Annotated in this window: 18 protein-coding genes; 12 read left to right on the forward strand and 6 right to left on the reverse strand. The window is 39.1% G+C overall.

What is annotated here, in order from left to right; genetic code table 11:
* Positions 1 to 41: 41 nt before the first annotated feature.
* The gene (locus MKY08_RS07270) at positions 42 to 716 is read left to right on the forward strand and encodes a zinc metallopeptidase (protein WP_024364259.1); all 675 of its coding nucleotides are present in this window, start codon (positions 42 to 44) and stop codon (positions 714 to 716) included.
* Between the two features lie 110 nt (positions 717 to 826).
* On the opposite strand, the gene MKY08_RS07275 is transcribed toward MKY08_RS07270, so the two are convergent.
* Positions 827 to 1,696, reverse strand: a complete 870-nt coding sequence (locus tag MKY08_RS07275) for a YitT family protein (protein WP_069511758.1) — start codon at positions 1,694 to 1,696, stop codon at positions 827 to 829.
* 115 nt (positions 1,697 to 1,811) lie between these two features.
* On the opposite strand from MKY08_RS07275, the gene MKY08_RS07280 reads away from it, so the two are divergent.
* The 6 genes from MKY08_RS07280 to MKY08_RS07305 all read left to right on the forward strand — a co-directional run bounded on the left by MKY08_RS07280 (position 1,812) and on the right by MKY08_RS07305 (position 7,288).
* Positions 1,812 to 2,147, forward strand: a complete 336-nt coding sequence (locus MKY08_RS07280) for a nucleotide pyrophosphohydrolase (protein ID WP_024364257.1) — start codon at positions 1,812 to 1,814, stop codon at positions 2,145 to 2,147.
* A complete protein-coding gene (dapB, locus tag MKY08_RS07285) occupies positions 2,147 to 2,944 on the forward strand; it encodes a 4-hydroxy-tetrahydrodipicolinate reductase (RefSeq protein ID WP_069511756.1) in 798 nt (265 codons plus the stop codon). The genes MKY08_RS07280 and dapB overlap by 1 nt, the downstream gene beginning before the upstream one ends.
* 18 nt (positions 2,945 to 2,962) lie before the next feature.
* Complete coding sequence (gene mgsA, locus MKY08_RS07290) at positions 2,963 to 3,367, forward strand: methylglyoxal synthase (RefSeq protein WP_069511754.1); 405 nt, start codon at positions 2,963 to 2,965, stop codon at positions 3,365 to 3,367.
* Positions 3,368 to 3,398: 31 nt separating this feature from the next.
* On the forward strand, positions 3,399 to 4,544 hold the full coding sequence (gene bshA / locus MKY08_RS07295; RefSeq protein ID WP_024364254.1) for an N-acetyl-alpha-D-glucosaminyl L-malate synthase BshA: 1,146 nt from the start codon (positions 3,399 to 3,401) through the stop codon (positions 4,542 to 4,544).
* Positions 4,531 to 5,706 carry a CCA tRNA nucleotidyltransferase gene (locus MKY08_RS07300; RefSeq protein WP_069511752.1) on the forward strand — a complete coding sequence of 392 codons (1,176 nt, stop codon included), beginning with the start codon at positions 4,531 to 4,533 and terminating at the stop codon, positions 5,704 to 5,706. Before bshA ends, MKY08_RS07300 begins: the two co-directional genes overlap by 14 nt.
* 598 nt (positions 5,707 to 6,304) lie before the next feature.
* Positions 6,305 to 7,288, forward strand: coding sequence for a biotin--[acetyl-CoA-carboxylase] ligase (locus tag MKY08_RS07305; RefSeq protein WP_069511748.1), 984 nt, complete (start codon positions 6,305 to 6,307; stop codon positions 7,286 to 7,288).
* Positions 7,289 to 7,662: 374 nt separating this feature from the next.
* On the opposite strand, the gene MKY08_RS07310 is transcribed toward MKY08_RS07305, so the two are convergent.
* Genes MKY08_RS07310 through MKY08_RS07320 form a run of 3 tightly spaced genes read right to left on the reverse strand, consistent with a single transcriptional unit; the run spans position 7,663 to position 9,409 of the window.
* Positions 7,663 to 8,496, reverse strand: a complete 834-nt coding sequence (locus MKY08_RS07310; RefSeq protein WP_069511746.1) for a DUF4097 family beta strand repeat-containing protein — start codon at positions 8,494 to 8,496, stop codon at positions 7,663 to 7,665.
* Positions 8,497 to 9,096, reverse strand: coding sequence for a DUF1700 domain-containing protein (locus tag MKY08_RS07315; RefSeq protein ID WP_069511745.1), 600 nt, complete (start codon positions 9,094 to 9,096; stop codon positions 8,497 to 8,499).
* Positions 9,089 to 9,409: a PadR family transcriptional regulator gene (locus MKY08_RS07320; protein WP_024364248.1), complete on the reverse strand. Its 321-nt coding sequence runs from the start codon at positions 9,407 to 9,409 to the stop codon at positions 9,089 to 9,091. The genes MKY08_RS07315 and MKY08_RS07320 overlap by 8 nt, the downstream gene beginning before the upstream one ends.
* A gap of 556 nt (positions 9,410 to 9,965) precedes the next feature.
* Here MKY08_RS07320 and panB point away from each other — a divergent pair.
* From panB to dinG, 4 genes are all read left to right on the forward strand, one after another.
* Entirely contained in the window at positions 9,966 to 10,802 is an 837-nt protein-coding gene (gene panB / locus MKY08_RS07325; protein WP_069511743.1) for a 3-methyl-2-oxobutanoate hydroxymethyltransferase, read from the forward strand.
* Positions 10,803 to 11,657: a pantoate--beta-alanine ligase gene (gene panC, locus MKY08_RS07330; RefSeq protein WP_069511741.1), complete on the forward strand. Its 855-nt coding sequence runs from the start codon at positions 10,803 to 10,805 to the stop codon at positions 11,655 to 11,657. It begins immediately after the preceding gene.
* A 1-nt stretch (position 11,658) separates the two neighbouring features.
* Positions 11,659 to 12,042 (forward strand): aspartate 1-decarboxylase, encoded by a 384-nt coding sequence (gene panD, locus MKY08_RS07335; protein WP_069511740.1) that lies wholly within the window; start codon positions 11,659 to 11,661, stop codon positions 12,040 to 12,042.
* 225 nt (positions 12,043 to 12,267) lie between these two features.
* Positions 12,268 to 15,039, forward strand: a complete 2,772-nt coding sequence (dinG, locus tag MKY08_RS07340; RefSeq protein ID WP_069511738.1) for an ATP-dependent DNA helicase DinG — start codon at positions 12,268 to 12,270, stop codon at positions 15,037 to 15,039.
* Positions 15,040 to 15,110: 71 nt separating this feature from the next.
* Here dinG and MKY08_RS07345 read toward each other — a convergent pair whose 3' ends face one another.
* Entirely contained in the window at positions 15,111 to 16,919 is a 1,809-nt protein-coding gene (locus MKY08_RS07345; protein WP_256093167.1) for a diguanylate cyclase, read from the reverse strand.
* 761 nt (positions 16,920 to 17,680) lie between these two features.
* On the opposite strand from MKY08_RS07345, the gene MKY08_RS07350 reads away from it, so the two are divergent.
* Positions 17,681 to 18,007 (forward strand): DUF378 domain-containing protein, encoded by a 327-nt coding sequence (locus tag MKY08_RS07350; protein ID WP_069511736.1) that lies wholly within the window; start codon positions 17,681 to 17,683, stop codon positions 18,005 to 18,007.
* A gap of 84 nt (positions 18,008 to 18,091) precedes the next feature.
* On the opposite strand, the gene MKY08_RS07355 is transcribed toward MKY08_RS07350, so the two are convergent.
* On the reverse strand, positions 18,092 to 19,612 hold the full coding sequence (locus MKY08_RS07355; protein WP_069511734.1) for a CoA-acylating methylmalonate-semialdehyde dehydrogenase: 1,521 nt from the start codon (positions 19,610 to 19,612) through the stop codon (positions 18,092 to 18,094).
* Positions 19,613 to 19,731 lie beyond the last annotated feature (119 nt).

Here is a 19,731-nt window from a genome sequence, read left to right on the forward strand (position 1 = left end):
TAGTATCGAGATAGAAAGGGGTTAGAAAATTGTCAACAAGCATGTATATTGTTTATTTTGCGATTATTATGCTGCTGCCATTGTACGCACAGATGAAGGTAAAAGGTACGTATAAAAAGTTTGCAAAGGAACGTACCATGAAGGGACAAACTGGTGCTGAGGTAGCTAGGGCGATCTTAGATGCGAACGGCTTGTACGATGTGCGAGTTGTGCCAACCCAAGGTGTGTTATCTGATCACTACAATCCTGCGACAAAAACAGTCGCATTATCAGAAAGCAATTTCTATGAAGCAAGTGTTGCTGGCGCAGCAGTTGCTGCCCATGAAGTAGGCCATGCTATTCAGCATAAAGAGGCATATTCAATGCTTACTTTACGCAGTAAGCTTGTACCAGTTGCAAATATTTCATCGAACGCATCTTGGATATTCGTTATGATTGGTATTTTTTCTGGGTTATCAAACATGTTATTACTAGGTATTGTCCTATTAGCAGCAGGCGTAGTGTTCCAATTAGTTACGCTACCAGTTGAATTCGATGCATCGAAACGTGCATTAGTGCAAATGAATTCGCTTGGTATTATTACGAATGAAGAGGAACGCCCAGCACGTAAAGTGTTAAGTGCCGCTGCGTTAACTTATGTGGCAGCTGCAGCAGTAGCTGTATTAGAATTATTACGTTTAATATTAATATTTACAAATATGCGTAGTGACGACTAAAAAACTTGTTATAGTGGGTTAACCACTATAACAAGTTTTTTTAATTGATTTACATAGCTAGTATTTTAGAATCTATTTAATCTACGCTACTGCAATAGGTGCGAACCTACTTAATGTAAAGGTTGCTTTTGATCGTCTAGCGTAAAACCTTCTCCCGCAACATCCCGAACTTCTGAAATAGAGACAAAGGCATGTGGATCGACCTCATGGATAATGGATTTTAAGCGTACAACTTCATTGCGTCCGACAACGCAGTAAATCACTTCTTTTGCTTGTTTTGTAAAGTGACCATGACCTTCTAAAATCGTGACACCTCGTTCCATGCGCAAAGCGATCATATCCGCTATCGCACTAGACTTTTCTGAAATAATGAGTGCGCCACGCCCTGAATAGGCACCATCCTGTACAAAATCAATAACACGAGCACCTACGAATACAGCGACAAGCGTGTACATCATCGAACGTGCATCTAAAAATGTTAACCAAGATAATAAAATAACAATGGCATCAAATATAAACATTGTTTTCCCCATACTCCAGCCTAGATATTTATGTCCGAGACGTGCTAATATATCCACACCACCAGTTGTACCACCGAAGCGGAACACAATGCCTAGTCCAAGTCCAACAAAGATACCTGCAAACAATGCCACAAGAAATAAATCATCCTCTAAGTGAATGGTGAATTGATATTTCTGGAATATTTTCAGGAAAATTGATACTGAAATTGTACCAATTAATGTGTAAATAAAAGATTTTTTACCTAGTAAGCGCCAACCTAAAATAAACATTGGAATATTCAATAGTAAATTAAGTAATGCGGGGTCCCAACCTAGTGTAAAATAGAGAACAAGGGTAATTCCGCTAAAACCGCCTTCACCTAAATGATTTTGCATATTAAAGTGTACAAAACCAAAGCTAAAAATGGCTGCTCCGAGCATTATTGCGATAATATTACGTATTTTAATCTGTTTAAACATAAGACCTCCTGTAGTTCTTAACAATGAAGTAGTGGATTCTATTATCTGTCATTTTATTGTTTTTGACAACAATGGTGTAAATTTTATACGATGGTAATTAGGAGTGTGATATTGGATGACAGAACAAATAACGATGCAAGCCTTGCAAAAACGTGTGGATGATTATATTGGGCAATTTAAGGAAGGCTATTTCCCACCTTTTGAACTACTCGCACGTTTAACGGAGGAGCTTGGAGAACTGTCGCGCGAAGTGCAGGACGTTTACGGTCAAAAAAAGAAAAAGAGCACAGAAGAAACGAATAGTATCGAAGAAGAATTAGGTGACTTTTTCTTTGTTTTAGTATGCTTTGCGAATGCACAAGGTATAAAATTAGATGAGGCACTGTTGCGTGTCATACATAAATTTGAGACGAGAGATAAGGATCGCTGGACAAGAAAGGAAGAGGAATAATGTCGATTCGTGTAGCCATTGCAGGGCCAAGAGGAAAAATGGGAGCAGAAGCTGTACATACAGTTATGAAACATGCCAAAATGGAGTTAGTAGCTGTACTAGATTATAAAGAGGTTGGTCATACATTAGCGGATTTAGAAATGTTCCCAGCAAGCTATACAGCACCAATATTTACAGATATGCATGAACTAGTAGAGGCAACGGCCCCTGATGTTTTAGTCGATTTAACGAATCCACATGCAGTATATCATCATACAAAAGAAGCTTTAAATTTAAATGTACGACCAGTGGTTGGTACAACAGGTTTTACAGATGCACAACTAGAAGAATTATCAGCACTTGCGAATGAAAAGGAGTTAGGTTGTATAATTGCACCAAACTTTGCGATTGGCGCGATTCTGATGATGAAATTTGCTAAAGAAGCAGCAAAATATTTACCTGATGTAGAAATCATTGAGATGCACCATGATCAGAAGTTAGATGCACCATCTGGTACAGGGGTTAAAACAGCACAAATGATCCAAGAGGTGCGTGCACAAAAAATGCAAGGTCATCCAGAGGAAAAAGAAACGATTGAAGGAGCAAGAGGAGCAGATTTTGATGGCATGCGCATTCATTCTGTTCGCTTACCTGGTTTAGTGGCACACCAGCAAGTATTATTTGGAGGAGACGGGCAACTGTTAACCATCCGTCATGACTCATTAAATCGTAATTCCTTTATGTCTGGCGTTGCTTTTTGTGTAGAAGAAGTTATGAAAATGGATCAGCTCGTTTATGGTTTAGAAAACATCATCTAAAGAACGGATGGAATACTTATGAAAATTGCATTGATTGCACATGATCGCAAAAAAGATAATCTAGTACAGTTTGCTATTGCTTACCGCAATATTTTAAATGAGCATACGCTTTATGCTACAGGTACAACAGGGCAACGTGTGATGGAAGCTACGAGCTTAGAAATTACACGTTTTCGCTCAGGTCCTCTTGGAGGAGACCAACAAATTGGCGCTATGATTGCCAATAATGATATGGACATGGTAATTTTCTTCCGTGATCCATTAACAGCACAACCACATGAGCCAGATGTTTCTGCACTTATCCGTCTTTGTGATGTTTACCAAGTGCCACTGGCAACAAATATGGGAACTGCAGAAATATTACTAAAAGGCCTACAAGAAGGCTTTGTGGATTGGAGACTGATTCAAGAAAGACGAGACTAAAAGACGTGATTTTAGAAAGGATGATCATCGAATGAGAAAGCTAAAAATCGGCATTACCTGTTATCCAACTGTTGGAGGCTCTGGTGTGATTGCAACAGAATTAGGAAAAATGCTTGCAGAGAGAGGACACGAAATACATTTCATCACCTCCAGCGTACCATTTCGATTGAATAAAATTTATCCGACCGTCTTTTTCCATGAAGTAGAAGTAAACAATTATTCAGTATTTCAGTATTCGCCGTATGATATTGCATTAGCGAGTAAAATGGCGGACGTGATTAAAGATGAAGGGCTAGACGTACTCCATGTACATTATGCCATCCCACATGCCGTATGTGCGGTGTTAGCCCGAGAAATGAGTGGGCAAAATATAGGTATTGTGACAACGCTACACGGCACAGATATTTCCGTGCTTGGACAGGATTCAACGCTTTCACAAGCTATTAAATACGGCATTGATAAATCTGATATTGTCACAGCAGTATCACAGTCACTCAAAGAACAAACTTACAAACTAATTGATACAGTAAAACCAATTGAAACAATTTATAACTTTGTAGATGAGCGTGAATATCGTCCACTTGACGCTGGTAACTTAAAAGAACAGTTTGGTATTCAAGCTGATGAAAAAGTTATCATTCATGTGTCAAATTTCCGTAAAATTAAAAACCTGCCTCATATTGTCGATGCCTTTATGAAAATCCGTGCTAATATGAAAGCGAAACTATTGTTAGTAGGAGATGGACCTGAAAAGCATCGTGTGATGGATCAAGTAAAGGAAAGTCCATATGTTAAGGATGTTTTATTTTTAGGTAAGCAAGAAAATTTAGCTGAATTATACGCTATTAGTGACTTAAAGCTATTACTGTCCCAACAGGAATCTTTTGGCCTTGTACTGCTAGAAGCAATGGCTTGTGGTGTGCCATGTATCGGTTCGAACGTTGGTGGAATACCAGAAGTCATTGATCATGGTGTCGATGGCTACTTAGTAGAATTAGGCGATACAGATGCTGTAGCTGAGTATGCTGTAGAATTATTAAATGATGAAGATAAATTACTTCGTTTCCGTGAAGCAGCAATGCGCGCAGTCAATGAAAAATTCCATTCATCTAAAATTGTCGAGCAGTATGAACAACTGTATGAAAAGGTAGCGGAAATAAACCATGCAAAACACTAAAGAATGGCAAGCAGCCTTCACAGTTATTGAGCAATTGGAGGAGGCTGGCTTTGAGGCAGTTGTCGTAGGTGGCGCTGTGCGAGATGCAATTTTACATCGTCCTGCACATGATGTTGACGTAGCGACAAATGCATTGCCGCAAGAAGTTAAAACTGTTTTTAATCGTACTGTAGATATCGGTATTCAACATGGTACTGTACTTGTCATTGTGCCAGAAGGGCCTGTCGAAGTAACGACTTATCGCACAGATGGAGAGTATACAGATCATCGAAGACCAGAGGAAGTTCATTTTGTACGTTCCTTAAAAGAAGATTTACAGCGCCGTGATTTTACGATGAATGCTATAGCCATGCGTAGAGATGGCTCGTTTGTTGATTTTTATGGTGGACAACGTGATATTAAGGCTGGCGTAATTCGAGCTGTAGGCGAGGCGAAGGTTCGCTTTGCCGAGGATGCCTTACGAATGCTAAGAGCTGTGCGATTTTCAGCACAGCTTGGCTTTTCGATTGAAGCGGCTACCCTCCAGGCAATGCAGGAGAAGGCTCCCGATATTGCATGGGTTGCCAAAGAGCGCATGAAGGCTGAACTTGATAAGTTATGGATAGGGAAAGATGTATATAATGGCATTAAAAAGCTTGAAGAAAGTGGACTGGTGTCTTATTTACAAGGGGATTTCCAAGTAGACCATTGGCGTGGCTTTACTGCAGAAAATACAACTTGTGGTTGGGCGTATTTTGCTCTTGGACAAAAAGAAAATTGGCAGGAAGTGTTGCGTACCTATCGTTTATCGAATAAGGAAATGGCATTTGTGAAGGCTGTTTTAAGTGCATTCCATGCCTTACAGAATGGCTGGACGAGTATGGACTATTTTACGTATTCGCTAGAGGAGCTCGAAACAGCACAATACTTTGCACAATTGAAAGATCTAGTTACCATTTCGCAGCACAGTATACGTGAGGTGCAGGCAAGATTACCAATACGAAATCGCCAAGAGCTTGTAGTGAATGGAATGGATTTACTACAATGGTCTGAACAAAAACGTGGTCCATGGCTAAAAGAAGCGTTGCAAATGATTTTAACGGCTGTTGTTAACGGGGAGATAATGAATGAGCGAAACCACATAAAGGATTGGTTTGAGCGTGCGTATGTCCATAAAGGATGAATCATTGATTATATAAAAAGTAAATCAAGCAAGTGACAATAAGTGACCATTGAAAATACGTCATTAAAAGGTCACTTGCTTTATCTTTTTTGAGACATGGACACACTTGATACATAAACAACGTGTAGTAACTTTCAACCAAGGGGTGTTTTGGTGATGAGTGACATGAACCATTTAAAAGCGAGAGGGTTATACTGAGAGAACTGGAACAAGAAGATTGGAGCCCTGTGCATGCATATGTATCACAACCAATTGTTTGCCGATATCAACCTTTGGGTCCGGATTTCGAGAAAGAGTCACAAGGTTTTGTAACACAAGTGGTTTTGGTGGTGGCTAACGTTCCGAGAAGTCGCTTCGTTTTTGCTGTTATGGAAAAGAATCGAGTCATTCTAAGCGCGGCAAAAGTGTTGGAAAAAAGTGGCGTGACGTACGCAGATAGAATACGGCAAGATTTGCTATAAAAAGATGGCTGGCGAGATTCTTTTTTATTCAGTATTTTAAAGCATGAATGCTAAATCTTATACGCATTTCGTGCTAATGAGATAGGTTATGGGTTAAGGTTTGCAATGAAGAAAAATACTAAAGGAATGGTTTGAGTATGAGTATGTCCATGAAAGATGAAATTTTAAAAAGATTATTAGCATCTAGCGGTGAGGCGGTTTCAGGACAGGAGCTGGCAGATTCACTAGGAGTATCACGTACTGCTATTTGGAAGCATATGCAGACGTTGCAGGAGGAAGGCTACACTTTTGAAACCGTTAAGAAAAAAGGTTATGTGTTGACTGGTGTACCGAATAGCTTAAGTCCAACACAAATAGAATTATTTTTAAATACAGAACGTTTAGGGCGAAAAATTCACTATTTTGATGTAGTCGATTCCACACAAACCATTGCCCATAAACTTGCACAGGAAGGAGCTCCAGATGGCACAATTGTGATTAGTGAAGAACAAACAGCGGGGCGTGGACGTATGGCAAGACCATGGGAATCAGCAAATGGCACGGGCATTTGGATGACTATCATTTTACGACCAGACGTCTCACCACAGCAAGCATCTTCGTTCACACTTGTCGTAGCGGTTGCAGTTACAATGGCGATTAAAACATTGTATAAACAGGTAGAGCCTGCTATTAAATGGCCAAATGATTTACTGATAAACGGAAAGAAATGCACAGGTATTTTAACAGAGATGCAGGCAGAGGCAGACCTTGTACAAGCATTGCTTGTAGGAATCGGCATCAATGCCAACCAGCTAGAGAGTGACTTCTCACCAGACATCGCAGATATTGCGACATCGTTACGTATTGCGGCAGGGGAGGAAATTAACCGTGCTGCACTTGTCGCAACAATTTTGCAATATTTGGAGCAGTTTACTGCATTATACGTAAAAGAGGGCTTCTCTAGTATTAAAGCGCTTTGGGAGCAGATGTCGTGCACGATTGGTCAACGCATCGAAGTGACGACTTTAAGAGAACGCTTTGAAGGAATTGCCAGCGGTATTACAGATGAAGGCGTGCTTCAGCTAACGCAAAACGATGGGACAATACGAACGATTTATTCGGGCGATGTTAAAATTTTATAAAAAATAAAGAGGCTGGGACATAAGAGAAAAAGTGTTAGATTGAACCCAATCAATCTAACACTTTTTTGCTATGCCGTTGTTGTCCGCTACTGCGGTGCTTTCCGCTCAGCACAGTAAGCCGCAACCCTCGCTACGCGCGGAATGCCCGCGTCTTACATTATGTGCTGTTCCCGCTGGAGTCACCACCTCCGCTACCAACAACTAGTGAACACTTCTAATTTTTTAATTGCAAAAGCAAGAATAGCTAAGGTCCCCATAAAGCAAAAATTTATGAACAGCTTTCCTCTGTTCCTTAAATTTTTTTAGTTTTGTCCTAGCCTCTTTGTTTTTAAGTAAGATAACGTTTCATTATTAGCGCTTAGGCTATGTGACGTTTAGTTTAAAGATAAATCTAAATCCCCATGTGACAGAGACACATTGAGCTGATTGTTTCCTTCAAGAAGTTGTGAAGCCTTACCATTGTGCTCACGATCATTCACTGTAATCTCCCCAAAACTTGTGTTTAACTCAAAGCCTAGTTCACTTTTTTTATTTTGCAAGTCTAACGTTGTGTCCCCAAAGTTAGAGGTGATTTGTGATTGACCGTTAAGTGTTCCTTCTATATCAATTTCTCCATGCTCGCTTTCAACAACAACGCCATTACTGATAAATTGTTCGAGTGTCAAATCCCCAAACGCCTGTGTAATCTCCGTTTTCTCACCAGTAATATTTTGGAGTAGGATATCCCCATAATCCCCTTTGATAGTTAGCTGTTGGTAATGTAGCCCTGTAAGCATCGTATCGCCAAAATCACTGTCTACTATAAGCGAATTTAACTTTGCATCTTTTGGCACAGTAATGATGATCGAAGGTGTTTGAAAATTTCCAATGCCAAATGTGACGCCAGTTTTTCCTTTACTTTTTGTTTCAACTGTTAATGTACCATTGTCCATGCTATAAGATACATCCGTGTTTTTAACGACATTTGTTTCTAATGTGTAGGCATCACCCTGAAGAATTTCGACATCTCCATAGTTATTTACTACATGAATATCTGAAAATGCTTTAAGTGAATGGGCATTTTTTTCGAGCCCATTATTACTTGGTACTGTGAAGCCGTTATCCCCTTTTACAATAACCCATTTACCACCAGAGGTAAAACCAATGACGGCAAGTAAAATCCCTAAAGTAATCATACTAAAAGCGATGAGCTTATGTCGTGAAGTCATCTATAGTCCCCCCTTGTGCTTTTTCGTCATTTTATGGAACAAGTTTGCCAGTACTTCCACGCAAACCATACCAATTTTCTTCAGTAAGCGGGCCACAATCGGGAAAAGCAGGACGCCTAAACCTGTTACCACTAATCCTATCCCTATAAAGAGTAATGCGGTTGGCCAGTGTTCGGTTAATACGAGCACTCCTGAAATAAGTGCTATAATACCGCCAAAGAAAATACTTAATACCATTGCCACGATTGCAATAACAAAACTAAAAATAACTGCTCCAACCGAAATAATAAGTGCTACCGCTACAGCAAGTAATGGTAAAGATAGTGGTGCCGATAAAATTGCAAGAATAATAAGCCAAATAGCCGTCATATTTTTCTTTGTAGAAGCGGGTGTTGCATCTAAATCCTTTAAGGCAAAGTCAGCCATTATTTGTGAGGCCACAACAGAAGGAGAGCCTAGTTGTTGTATCACTTGCTGCTCATTTTCTACGCCTGCTTCATCAAAATACTCTTCATAATAGACAAGCGCTGCATTTAGTTCATGCGCGGGAAGACGACGTAATTTCCCTCGTAGCTTTTTTAAATAGCTTTCTCTATCCATCTAATTTCCCTCCTAAAAGTACACAATCAACTTTTTGTTTATACATTTGCCATTCCTGTAAAAGCTCTAGCAATCGTTTACGCCCTTGCTCGGTAATCTGATAATACCGTCTATTTCGTCCTTGATAGGGTTGGTCATACGTTGTTAGATAGTTAGCTTTTTGTAAACGACGTAATACCGGATACAGCGTTGATTCGGATATATCCATCACAGATTGTACTTGCTGTGTTAACGAGTAACCGTATGCATCCTCTTTATCGACAATCGCAAGTACACAAGCGTCAAGTAATGCGGAGCCAAGCTGAAATGTCATCTTTCCACCTCACATTCTATTACCTATACAAGGTTTTATATTATATGTTGTATAGTATGTGGATAGTATATGACGTATAGTATATATTTGTCAATTTTTTTTACCATTATCTTTACAAATAAATGCTCCTTGTAGTGAATTGCTAGAAAAAACTATTTGAAGATTAGCTAGTGAATCTGTTATAGTAATGGCTGAAGGGCAGTATCCTTGTGAACGGCACCTTCAATAGCGTTTGACAATTTACAACAAATATCTGCCTTGATCTTTTATAGACAGGGACGGAAGAAAACGATACGTTCAAAATTTAACTTAATTGAGTGGGAAACCTAATCGCAAATGATAAGTCGCGACTAGTTTTTATCTGCCTAATTAACGTTAAAACCTCTTCATGCATCACTTCAATACGATTTTGTTTTATCCAGATAACAAAATTCAGATGATGTGTTGGCAAAAGTGAGGAAAAAACGATACTGAACGAACTCATGACCTTTCTGTCCAAATTTAGGAATAGAAAGGTCTTTTTTGTTTTCTTTCCTTAAAAAAGGAGGACTACACAATGAAGACAACATCAGATTTTTTAAAGATGAAAGCAAATGGGGAGAAAATTGTGATGCTAACAGCCTACGATTATCCTTCCGCAACATTTGCCGAGCAAGCCGGCGTTGATATGATTCTAGTGGGAGATTCACTTGGAATGGTTGTACTCGGTTATTCTTCTACGATGCCAGTGACAGTAGCTGATATGGTTCATCATGCAAAAGCTGTCCGTCGTGGGGCAAAAAATACGTTTGTTGTCGTGGACATGCCATTTGGTTCTTATCACGGGGATGTCAATGACACGTTAAAAACTGCGGTATCTATGATGCAAGAAACTGGTGCAGATGCCCTTAAGGTTGAAGGTGCAGGAGATGTGCTGCCAGTGATTAGTAAATTAACATCAGCAGGTATTCCAGTCGTTGCACATTTAGGTTTGCAACCGCAATTAGCAGGCGTACTTGGAGGCTATAAGGTACAAGGAAAAACAGCCGAACAGGCAGCACAACTTATTGAAAATGCCAAACAATGTGAAGCAGCAGGCGCATGTGCAGTTGTATTAGAATGTATTCCACATCAACTAACGGATTTAGTATCCGCAGCACTTATGATTCCGACGATTGGTATTGGGGCGGGTATTGAGGCTGATGGACAAGTGTTAGTGTTCCATGACATGCTGAGTTATGGTTCGCATCACGTGCCAAAATTTGTAGAACAATTTGCTGATATGGGAAGTGAAGCAAGCAGCGGCATTACCAATTATGTCAATGCTGTGAAGATGGGGACATTTCCAACAATAAACCACTCTTTTACGATGAAAGAAGAAGCATTGGATCAGCTATACGGAGGCGTAAAGTAAATGAAAGTCATTACTACAATTAAAGCACTGACATCAGAAATTCAAGCAGCTAAACGAGCGCAAAAAACAATTGGACTAGTGCCAACAATGGGTTTTTTACATGAAGGTCACTTAACATTAGCATCAAAAGCTCGTGCAGAAAATGACCTTGTTGTGATGAGCATTTTTGTTAACCCAACACAATTTGGTCCAAATGAGGATTTTGAAAGTTACCCTCGTGATTTGGCAAGGGACACTGCTTTAGCACAATCTGTCGGTGTAGACATAATCTTTGCACCAAGTGTGGAAGAAATATATCCGCATGATGGTGGTATTCGTATCCGCGCAGGTGAGCAGGCAACGCTGCTATGCGGGGCAAGCCGTCCGGGGCATTTTGATGGTGTTTTACAGGTGGTATCAATATTATTTCATTTAACACAGCCAACACGTGCTTATTTCGGACAAAAGGATGCCCAACAAGTGGCACTTATCTCTACGATGGTGCGAGATTACCATTTTCCTTTAGAGATTCGTGTCGTACCAATTGTCCGAGAGGAGGATGGTTTAGCGAAGTCATCACGCAATGTATATTTAAACGAGGTAGATCGCAAAGAAGCACCAGCTATATATGAGGCTTTGCAACTGGCTCAACATAGCTTTTTAGCGAATGGTGATGTAACAGCAGCCCTTGCAAAGGCAAAAGCTCATATCGCAGCACGCACACATGGCAAAATTGACTATATTGAATTATTGGCTTATCCGGACCTACTGCCTGTAACAGCCCAAACGGCACAAGTTCTTTTGGCGGCAGCCGTCTACATCGGCCAAACGCGTTTAATTGATAATTGTATCTTTAATGTGAAAGAAGGAAAATAACATGTTACGAATGATGATGAATAGTAAAATCCACCGTGCTACTGTCACGGAAGCGGATTTAAATTATGTAGGCTCAATTACAATTGATGAGGATATTTTAGACGCGGTTGGAATGTTGCCAAATGAAAAAGTGCATATTGTGAATAATAATAATGGGGCGCGCTTTGAAACGTATATTATTGCAGGTGAGCGCGGATCAGGCGTGATTTGTGTTAATGGGGCAGCAGCGCGTCTCGTTCAACGTGGAGATATTGTGATTATTATTGCTTATGTTTATGTGGATAATGCTGAGGCCAAGGATCATAAACCGACAGTAGCCATTATGGGAGAAGGCAATACCATTAAAGAAATGATTGCCTACGAACCAGAAGCAACTATATTGTAGTGCCAGTCACCCACACAATTCTTTTAGTAAAATCCACTTCGCTTACGGTATGTCCGCAGAAAGCGAAGTGGAATTTTTTTGGTGCCAGTCACCAGAACAATTCGTAAAATTCACATAATTCATACGATTCTCGCGCTTTTTTTTATTGAAATGGCGCAAGGATGACCTGCGAGATGTATTTATGATAAAATTCATCTATCTAATGTGAACTGTGAGTTGAGATGTATGATGGAAAGTCAAAAGTATGCAATAGTTGATTTGGAGACGACGGGTCATTCTCCAGCAAATGGTGACCGAATGATTCAAATTGCCATTGTCATTATGAAGGATTGGAAAATTGAACGCACCTATACGAAATTTATTCATCCAGGTAAATCAATTCCGTCCTTTATTCAAGATTTAACGCATATAACGGACGAGGATGTGAAAGATGCCTTGCCGTTCGAGGCACATGCCGACTACATATACGAATTAATTTCCGATTGTGTTTTTGTCGCGCATAATACGGATTTTGACTTATCCTTTTTACAAGCAGAATTTAAACGAGCGGGATTACCAAAATGGCATGGTAAGAAAATGGATACAGTTGAATTAGCGAAAATATTATTTCCAATGTCACTTAGCTTTAAGCTAGGTGATTTAGCCGCAGATTTAAATATTGAACTTGAAAATGCACATAGAGCGGATGATGATGCGCTTGCAACAGCTGAGCTTTTTAAACGTAGTTGGAAAGAGCTTCTAAACCTTCCACAACTAACGCTCGAACAAATGCATAAACGCTCATTCCGTTTAAAATCTAATTTGTCTCAGCTTTTCTTTGAAGCATTACAAATTAAACGTCATCATAGAACAACGGATGAAAATATTACGTACAATCGAAATTTTGCAATTTGTGATGGGCGGCAAAAACAGGTGCTAAAATCCGAGCTAGCACCTTATCCAAAAACAACACATGCTAAAGAAGCATTGATGACAAAGGCTATGCCAAATTTCGAGCAACGACCTGCCCAATTTACGATGATGGATACGATTTGGCAAGCATTAAATGACAAAGAAGAATGTGTGATTGAGGCTTCCACGGGGATCGGTAAAACAGTTGGCTATCTTTTACCTAGTATTTTATATGCACGGGCGAACAATAAAAAAATTGCGATTAGTACGTATACAGCACATTTACAGGAGCAACTTGTAGAAGAAGAACTACCAAAAATCGAAAAAATTCTTAATACAAAAGTAAACGTTGCTGTACTGAAAGGCATGCAACATTATATCGACCTTGCTCGTTTTGAACAGTGTATGGCATATGCGGATGAATCATATGATGATACTTTTACCATTTTACAGTTGCTTGTGTGGCTGACAAAAACGCAGACAGGCGTATTAAGTGAACTTAATGTTTCTGGTGGAGGACAGCTTTTTTTAGAAAAAATTCGCAAATTACCCGAGGAGAAACCGACAAAGGGCTTTGATTTTTATGAGCAAGCATTAAAAAATAGTACGACAGCAGATTGCATCGTGACAAATCATTCGATGGTCATTAGTGATTTAGTTCGTCAAACACCAATTTTTACACAAATTGATGGGTGGATTATTGATGAAGCGCATCAGGTTATTCAAGCAGCTATGCAACAAGATGAAACCATCTTTTCCTACACACAATGGAAGTATATTTTTGGTCAAATTGGTACATTGGAAGATACAGCGCTCTTTCAACAATTCAGTAAGGCTGCCAAAAAGAAACAGCGCATAGCGATGCAAAGTTTACAGCAACTTGACAAACAATTTATCCGCTTACAGCGCGTTTTCGATGAAACTATTGGGCATGCTGTACAAAAAATGCAACAGCAAGTTCGAGGCAAACAGGCTAGTAGCAAATGTACCCTGTTCTTAGAGGATATATCACTAGCAAAAGAGCCGCTCTTACAAGTCAGTAAACTATTACAGCATTGGCTTGATCTCGCGGTGGAAGCCGGTAAAGCTTTTGAAAATAACATTGAACAGTTAGATAAAAATGAGGTTTTTATTTTATCTGAGTGGCACTATTGGATTCGAGAGATGAAGCTAAGAATTGCAGAATGGGAGGAAATCTTCCTTTTACATCAGGACGATCATTCTGTTTGGTTTGAATTTGATTTACGCAGTGTCCCTGGCAGTCTACACGTTTATAAAAAGCCAGTGAATGTTACGCCAATTATTGAAAAAGTAATGGCGCCACTTCGTAAACAAGCCAGTATCGTTTGGACTTCTGGCACTTTAACCGTACCAGGCAATGAACGCTTTATTACGCGTCAGCTTGGCATTTCAGATTGTGTGCAAGTTATGCAGTTACAAGCACCAGCATCATATTATTCCGGTGCAAAGGCGTTTATTGTCACAGATATGCCAGATATTCAACAAGTGACGCAGGCAGAGTATATTGAAGCTGTGGCGCATGCGATTACACGCACGGTTCGCATGACGGAAGGACGTTGCTTTGTATTATTCACTGCCCAAGATATGTTAAGAAAAACGGTCGAGCTGATACAAGATAGTGAGCTTCTCGATGACTATATGCTCTTTGCACAAGGTGTCACAGGCGGTAGTCGCATGCGCATTCTTAAATCATTTCAGAAGTTCAACCAAGCAGTGCTATTTGGCACAAACAGCTTCTGGGAAGGGGTAGACGTTCCTGGTGATGCACTTTCTTCTGTTATTGTTGTACGACTACCGTTTTCTTCACCAGAGGAGCCAGTGTTCAAGGCACGAGCCAAACATTTAACATTACAAGGGCGCAACTCCTTTACAGAGCTATCATTGCCGGAAGCGATTATGCGCTTTAAGCAAGGATTTGGCCGTTTAATTCGATCATCCCAAGACAAGGGCGCATTTATTGTGCTAGATCGCCGTATTAGCACAAAATCTTATGGGAAAGAATTTATTCATGCATTACCACCTATAGATGTCAAGAAGCTACAATTGCCGGAATTGCTGAAGGAATTAAGTAATTGGCAGAAATAAAAAGAATCCCTTTTAGCTTGATGCTAGAAGGGATTTTAATTTTAAATGGCCATTCGGTTTTAGCGTTGATACTAATTACTAAAAAGAAGAGAGGTGGCGTCTTCCTTATTTAAATACGCGACACAGTTACGTCCTTTATTTTTAGCTTGATACAATGCTTGATCGCACCTTGTTAATAATGTTGTAAGCGTATCGCCTTGTACATATGTGGTTACACCAAAACTACTCGTTTTTTGATTAACAATTGGAAACTGATAATTTTCTAGTTGAAGTCGGAGCTCCTCAGCAAGTTGAAGTGCTTCATTTAATGTGGTTTGAGGACAAATAACTAAAAATTCCTCACCACCCCATCGACCGATTGTATCCTGTTCCCTAATGGATTTTTTAAATAACTCTGCTGCATTGATCAATACAATATCTCCAACTTGATGACCGAATGTATCATTTACTGCTTTAAAATAATCGATATCAAGCAAAATAATGGAAAGAGGCATTGCCTGATTTTGTGCCTGTTTTAATGCCTCATCCAATACATAATCCAAGCGAACTCGATTCGGTATTTGCGTTAATTTATCAGTATTAGCGATATTTTCAAGTTCCTGCCTTGCCTTCTCCAATTCTTGCGTCCGTTCCTGTACTTTATATTCAAGCGTTTCATTTATCATTTGCTGCATTTTTTGATGCTCTTTTTTTATAAGATTAATTTTATCCCCGAGTGCTAGTGATAAAAAGATTGCTTCAAAAGTAGCTCCAATTGCTGGTATATCCTCGAATATTCTTGGATGAAATGGGATGATGCTTAAAAAAGCTAACGCTTGAACAATGACAGACCCTAGTAATACTGACCAACCAATCAAATAAAAACGAGCCATTTTTTGTCCTTTAAGCCAAACAAGTAGTCCAGATAACCAAAGAAAGGAGAGTACCACAACTGCAAAAATGGTTGTGAAATTATTGACAATAGAAATATCTGGAATAATAAATACGGCGATTAGTGATGAAATAGAAAGCCATAATAAGACAGTTGCAAGTAAGTGAAACTTCGGTAAATATGTTTTTAGCTCCAGAAACTCTTTGGAAAATAAAATCATGAAAATAAGTAATAAATTCCCACTAATCACTAACGAGCGCATAAAAAACCATTCAGGTAAGAAATGGCCTGCTATTTCTAAGTCTAAGGAGTTCATCGTCGCTTGATAAAAAATAAAACTTAGCATATACAAGACATAATAAAAATACGCTTTTTCTTTTAAAGAAAAAAACAAAAATAAATTATATATTAATAAGGCAAACATAAAGCCATAAAACATACCCGAGAAAAATTTATATGAAATGATTTTTTCTAAAAAACCCTCTGTTGTATACAAATAGGACATAAAACTTTTTGGAAGAACGCCATCTAACTTTACATAAATTGCTGTAGTAGATGGGTCTGTTATAGTAAAGACATTCGAACGGTAGTCAATCTTTTGCTCGTTTATATGGGAAATGCCGCTTTTTTGTTGTTCATAAGAACCATTTTCTTTTATTAAAAACAATTCAACATTGTCTAGTTTATCAATAGATTCTAACCAATAGGGCCCTTGTTTATTATCCATGATTTCTGCGGTATGGAGCCTTAGCCAAATCGTATCGTTTGTATGCCAAAAAAACAAATAATTTTGGTTACTTGTCTCAAAGGATTGATCATAATCACCAGATAAGATGTCCTCAATTGTAATGGATTTTGAAGGATCACGAAAAATATCAAAGTATTGCCCTAATACAATAGGCTCTGAAAGTTCTGTGGCATTACTTTTTAAAGGAAAGAACATTACCGTACTTAATGTCACGAGCATTGCAATCATAACCATAACATTTATTACAATTTTCTTTTTCATATTTTTCTTTCACCTACGTTTCATAAATAAGTCATTTAATTAATCGTATCTAGAATTATACGTAATACATAGCAACTTAGGGAATTAGCTCCTTAAGAAGAATTACCTTAAGTAATATACCATATTTTCTTTGCTATTTTCTGAATTTACCAATAAAATACATGGTTTTTATATTATCGAATGTTACCTTAGACCATATGAGAAGCATGAGGGAAATTAATTTGGAAAACAAGATGATATTTAAGATGAGCGTTTAGCGTTTTAGCATTGGGAATGCATTATCCGATACAACCATGGCCTATAAAGAAAGCAAGACGATTTGTAGAGACAGAGGATACGTATCTTTTATAGTTGAAAAAATGAAGGTATTTTATGGTCAGTAACGTAAATTTTTCGTTTGATAAAATGTGGGAGATAATCATCGTAATTAACACCATTCTAGATGGAATTGGGGCACTAATGCATGCTTATATGTAGTATTTATTCGTGCATTTTTTGTATTTCAAAATTCCTTATGAAAACAATTTCTTCTTCACGAGCTGAAGTGGCTCATTGTATAAAAAAACGGTTATTGCAAAAAATAAGACCGTCATCATGAGTGTTGTAAAAAATTTACATGACACATTCATCTAAATGGCACGTATTTTTTTGGCTTTATCGCCAAGACAGTTATAACAGCGTTGCCTTTGAGAATGGTAAAGGTTTGTCTTTGCCATACAATGAGTGCTTCGCCCAACAATAGAAGGAAGGAGGTGCTACAAATGGGTGTAGTCTATAGGATTGCCTTAGTTCTTGTAATTATCGGTGCAATTAACTGGGGACTAATAGGATTTTTTAGATTTGATTTAGTCGCATATTTATTTGGTGGTCAAACAGCGGTATTGTCGAGATGGATTTATGCACTTGTCGGAATTGCTGGGCTTATTTCAATCCCAATCCTTATGAAGCGTTTAGATGAGGAAGAGGACTTCGATGCACATACTCGTATTCACAACAATCCGAGTTATGGTATGGAAGCTGGGGAAGAAGCAGATTTCACAGACGTTCCAAAAACGAAGAAAAAGGATTCAGGTAATAAAAAAATGTAAGCTTTTTAAAACTGATGGCCCTTTGGGTGCGTCAGTTTTTTAATAACAAGAAGCCGCCTCAAAAAAATGAAACGGCTCCTCCTATTAGTCGTTGTTACTTGGGAAGGCAAAGGAGGATGCTGACTCGTTCGTATCCTCAAACCATTTTTCGGAAATGGTTTTAGCCTTTGTAAAGAAGCGTACTTGGTCTGGCCCAAACATATGACCTTCGCCAAACTTTGAACGTTTCCAGCCGCCAAAATTATGATAGCCAACGGGAATTGGAATAGGTACGTTAACGCCTACCATCCCAACTTCTATTTCAGAAGTGAATTTACGCGCAGCCGCGCCATTATTTGTAAAGATCGTGACGCCGTTCCCTAACTCATGGTTATTAATTAAGCTTATCGCCTCTTCCAATGTTTGTACACGTACGACATTTCGTGCAGGTCCAAATACTTCCTGTTCGTAAATTTCCATCCCTGGCTTGACGTTATCCAATAAAGTTGGCCCTAAGTAAAATCCTTTAGAGTTTTTTGAGATGTCTGGTTGACGACCATCGCACACAATTGTAGCGCCTTCTTGAAGACTGCGGTCGATAAAGCCGATGATGGAGTCCTTCGATTGTTGTGTAATAACAGGGCCAAAATCTACTTCTGGATCCGTGTAAGGCCCTACTTTTAAATTAGCAATTTTATCGGCTAATATTTTAACAAGCTTGTTAGCGGTTGTATCACCGACTGGAATAATTGTCGAAATCGCCATACAACGTTGAGAAGCCGCCCCATATGCCGCCCCTAAAAAGGCATTTGCAGCTTGTTCCAAATCGGCATCAGGCATAACCACCATATTGTTTTTACCACCACCTAATGCTGTTACTCGTTTTCCATATTTTGAGCCTGTTGCGTAAATATATTCAGCAACTGGTGTTGATCCGACAAAAGAAATCGCTTCAACAGAAGGATTTTCTAATAATTCGTTTACCGTCTCTTTATCACCATTGATGACCGTCCAAATCCCATCAGGCAAGCCAGCTTCCTTCCACAGCTCTGAAAGCAAGAGGGCAGAGCAAGGAACACGTTCAGACGGTTTTAAAATAACGGCATTTCCTACTGCAACTGCCATGCTTGTAATGGCAAGTGGCACCATCACTGGGAAGTTAAAAGGAGAAATTGCCGCCACAACGCCAAGTGGTGCTTTTGTAGAATAGGCATTAATATTTCCGCCTACATTGACCGAATATTCCCCTTTAACTAAATGAGGAGCATTAATTGCCAAATCGACTGACTCTAACCCCCGTGTAATTTCACCTTTTGCATCCTCAATCGTTTTGCCACTTTCAGTACAAATCATGTCGATTAATTCATCCATGCGTGATGTTAATAACTGTCGAAACTTTAGTACAATCTCTGCACGTTTGCCAACAGAAAGTGCGCGCCAAGCTGGAAAGGCATTTTGAGCAGTAGCGATTGCCTGTTGTACCTCTTCCTTTGTAGCAAGTGGGACGTGGGCAATGACAGCTCCTGTACTCGGGTTGTAGACATTAGAAAAGCGCCCACTTTGCCCCGCCACAATGGTGCCATTAATAAAATGTCCTAATTCTTTTACGTCCGTATTCGTTACCATCTTAATTATTCCTCCTTCGATTACATGCAATAAAAACATTACACAAGATATTCTTACTCTATTCATTGTGAAAATAATGCGACGAATAAGTAGTTTTAATAAGCTTTATTTAATTAACT

It is taken from the genome of Lysinibacillus sp. FSL M8-0337, from assembly GCF_038593855.1.
Classification (GTDB): domain Bacteria; phylum Bacillota; class Bacilli; order Bacillales_A; family Planococcaceae; genus Lysinibacillus; species Lysinibacillus sphaericus_D.

Coding starts and splice junctions, on each gene's coding strand:
- MKY08_RS07270 (WP_024364259.1), top strand. CDS start 42: ATGTATATTGTTTATTTTGCGATTATTATGCTGCTGCCATTGTACGCA.
- MKY08_RS07275 (WP_069511758.1), bottom strand. CDS start 1,696: ATGTTTAAACAGATTAAAATACGTAATATTATCGCAATAATGCTCGGA.
- MKY08_RS07280 (WP_024364257.1), top strand. CDS start 1,812: ATGACAGAACAAATAACGATGCAAGCCTTGCAAAAACGTGTGGATGAT.
- dapB (WP_069511756.1), top strand. CDS start 2,147: ATGTCGATTCGTGTAGCCATTGCAGGGCCAAGAGGAAAAATGGGAGCA.
- mgsA (WP_069511754.1), top strand. CDS start 2,963: ATGAAAATTGCATTGATTGCACATGATCGCAAAAAAGATAATCTAGTA.
- bshA (WP_024364254.1), top strand. CDS start 3,399: ATGAGAAAGCTAAAAATCGGCATTACCTGTTATCCAACTGTTGGAGGC.
- MKY08_RS07300 (WP_069511752.1), top strand. CDS start 4,531: ATGCAAAACACTAAAGAATGGCAAGCAGCCTTCACAGTTATTGAGCAA.
- MKY08_RS07305 (WP_069511748.1), top strand. CDS start 6,305: ATGAGTATGTCCATGAAAGATGAAATTTTAAAAAGATTATTAGCATCT.
- MKY08_RS07310 (WP_069511746.1), bottom strand. CDS start 8,496: ATGACTTCACGACATAAGCTCATCGCTTTTAGTATGATTACTTTAGGG.
- MKY08_RS07315 (WP_069511745.1), bottom strand. CDS start 9,096: ATGGATAGAGAAAGCTATTTAAAAAAGCTACGAGGGAAATTACGTCGT.
- MKY08_RS07320 (WP_024364248.1), bottom strand. CDS start 9,409: ATGACATTTCAGCTTGGCTCCGCATTACTTGACGCTTGTGTACTTGCG.
- panB (WP_069511743.1), top strand. CDS start 9,966: ATGAAGACAACATCAGATTTTTTAAAGATGAAAGCAAATGGGGAGAAA.
- panC (WP_069511741.1), top strand. CDS start 10,803: ATGAAAGTCATTACTACAATTAAAGCACTGACATCAGAAATTCAAGCA.
- panD (WP_069511740.1), top strand. CDS start 11,659: ATGTTACGAATGATGATGAATAGTAAAATCCACCGTGCTACTGTCACG.
- dinG (WP_069511738.1), top strand. CDS start 12,268: ATGATGGAAAGTCAAAAGTATGCAATAGTTGATTTGGAGACGACGGGT.
- MKY08_RS07345 (WP_256093167.1), bottom strand. CDS start 16,919: ATGAAAAAGAAAATTGTAATAAATGTTATGGTTATGATTGCAATGCTC.
- MKY08_RS07350 (WP_069511736.1), top strand. CDS start 17,681: ATGGGTGTAGTCTATAGGATTGCCTTAGTTCTTGTAATTATCGGTGCA.
- MKY08_RS07355 (WP_069511734.1), bottom strand. CDS start 19,612: ATGGTAACGAATACGGACGTAAAAGAATTAGGACATTTTATTAATGGC.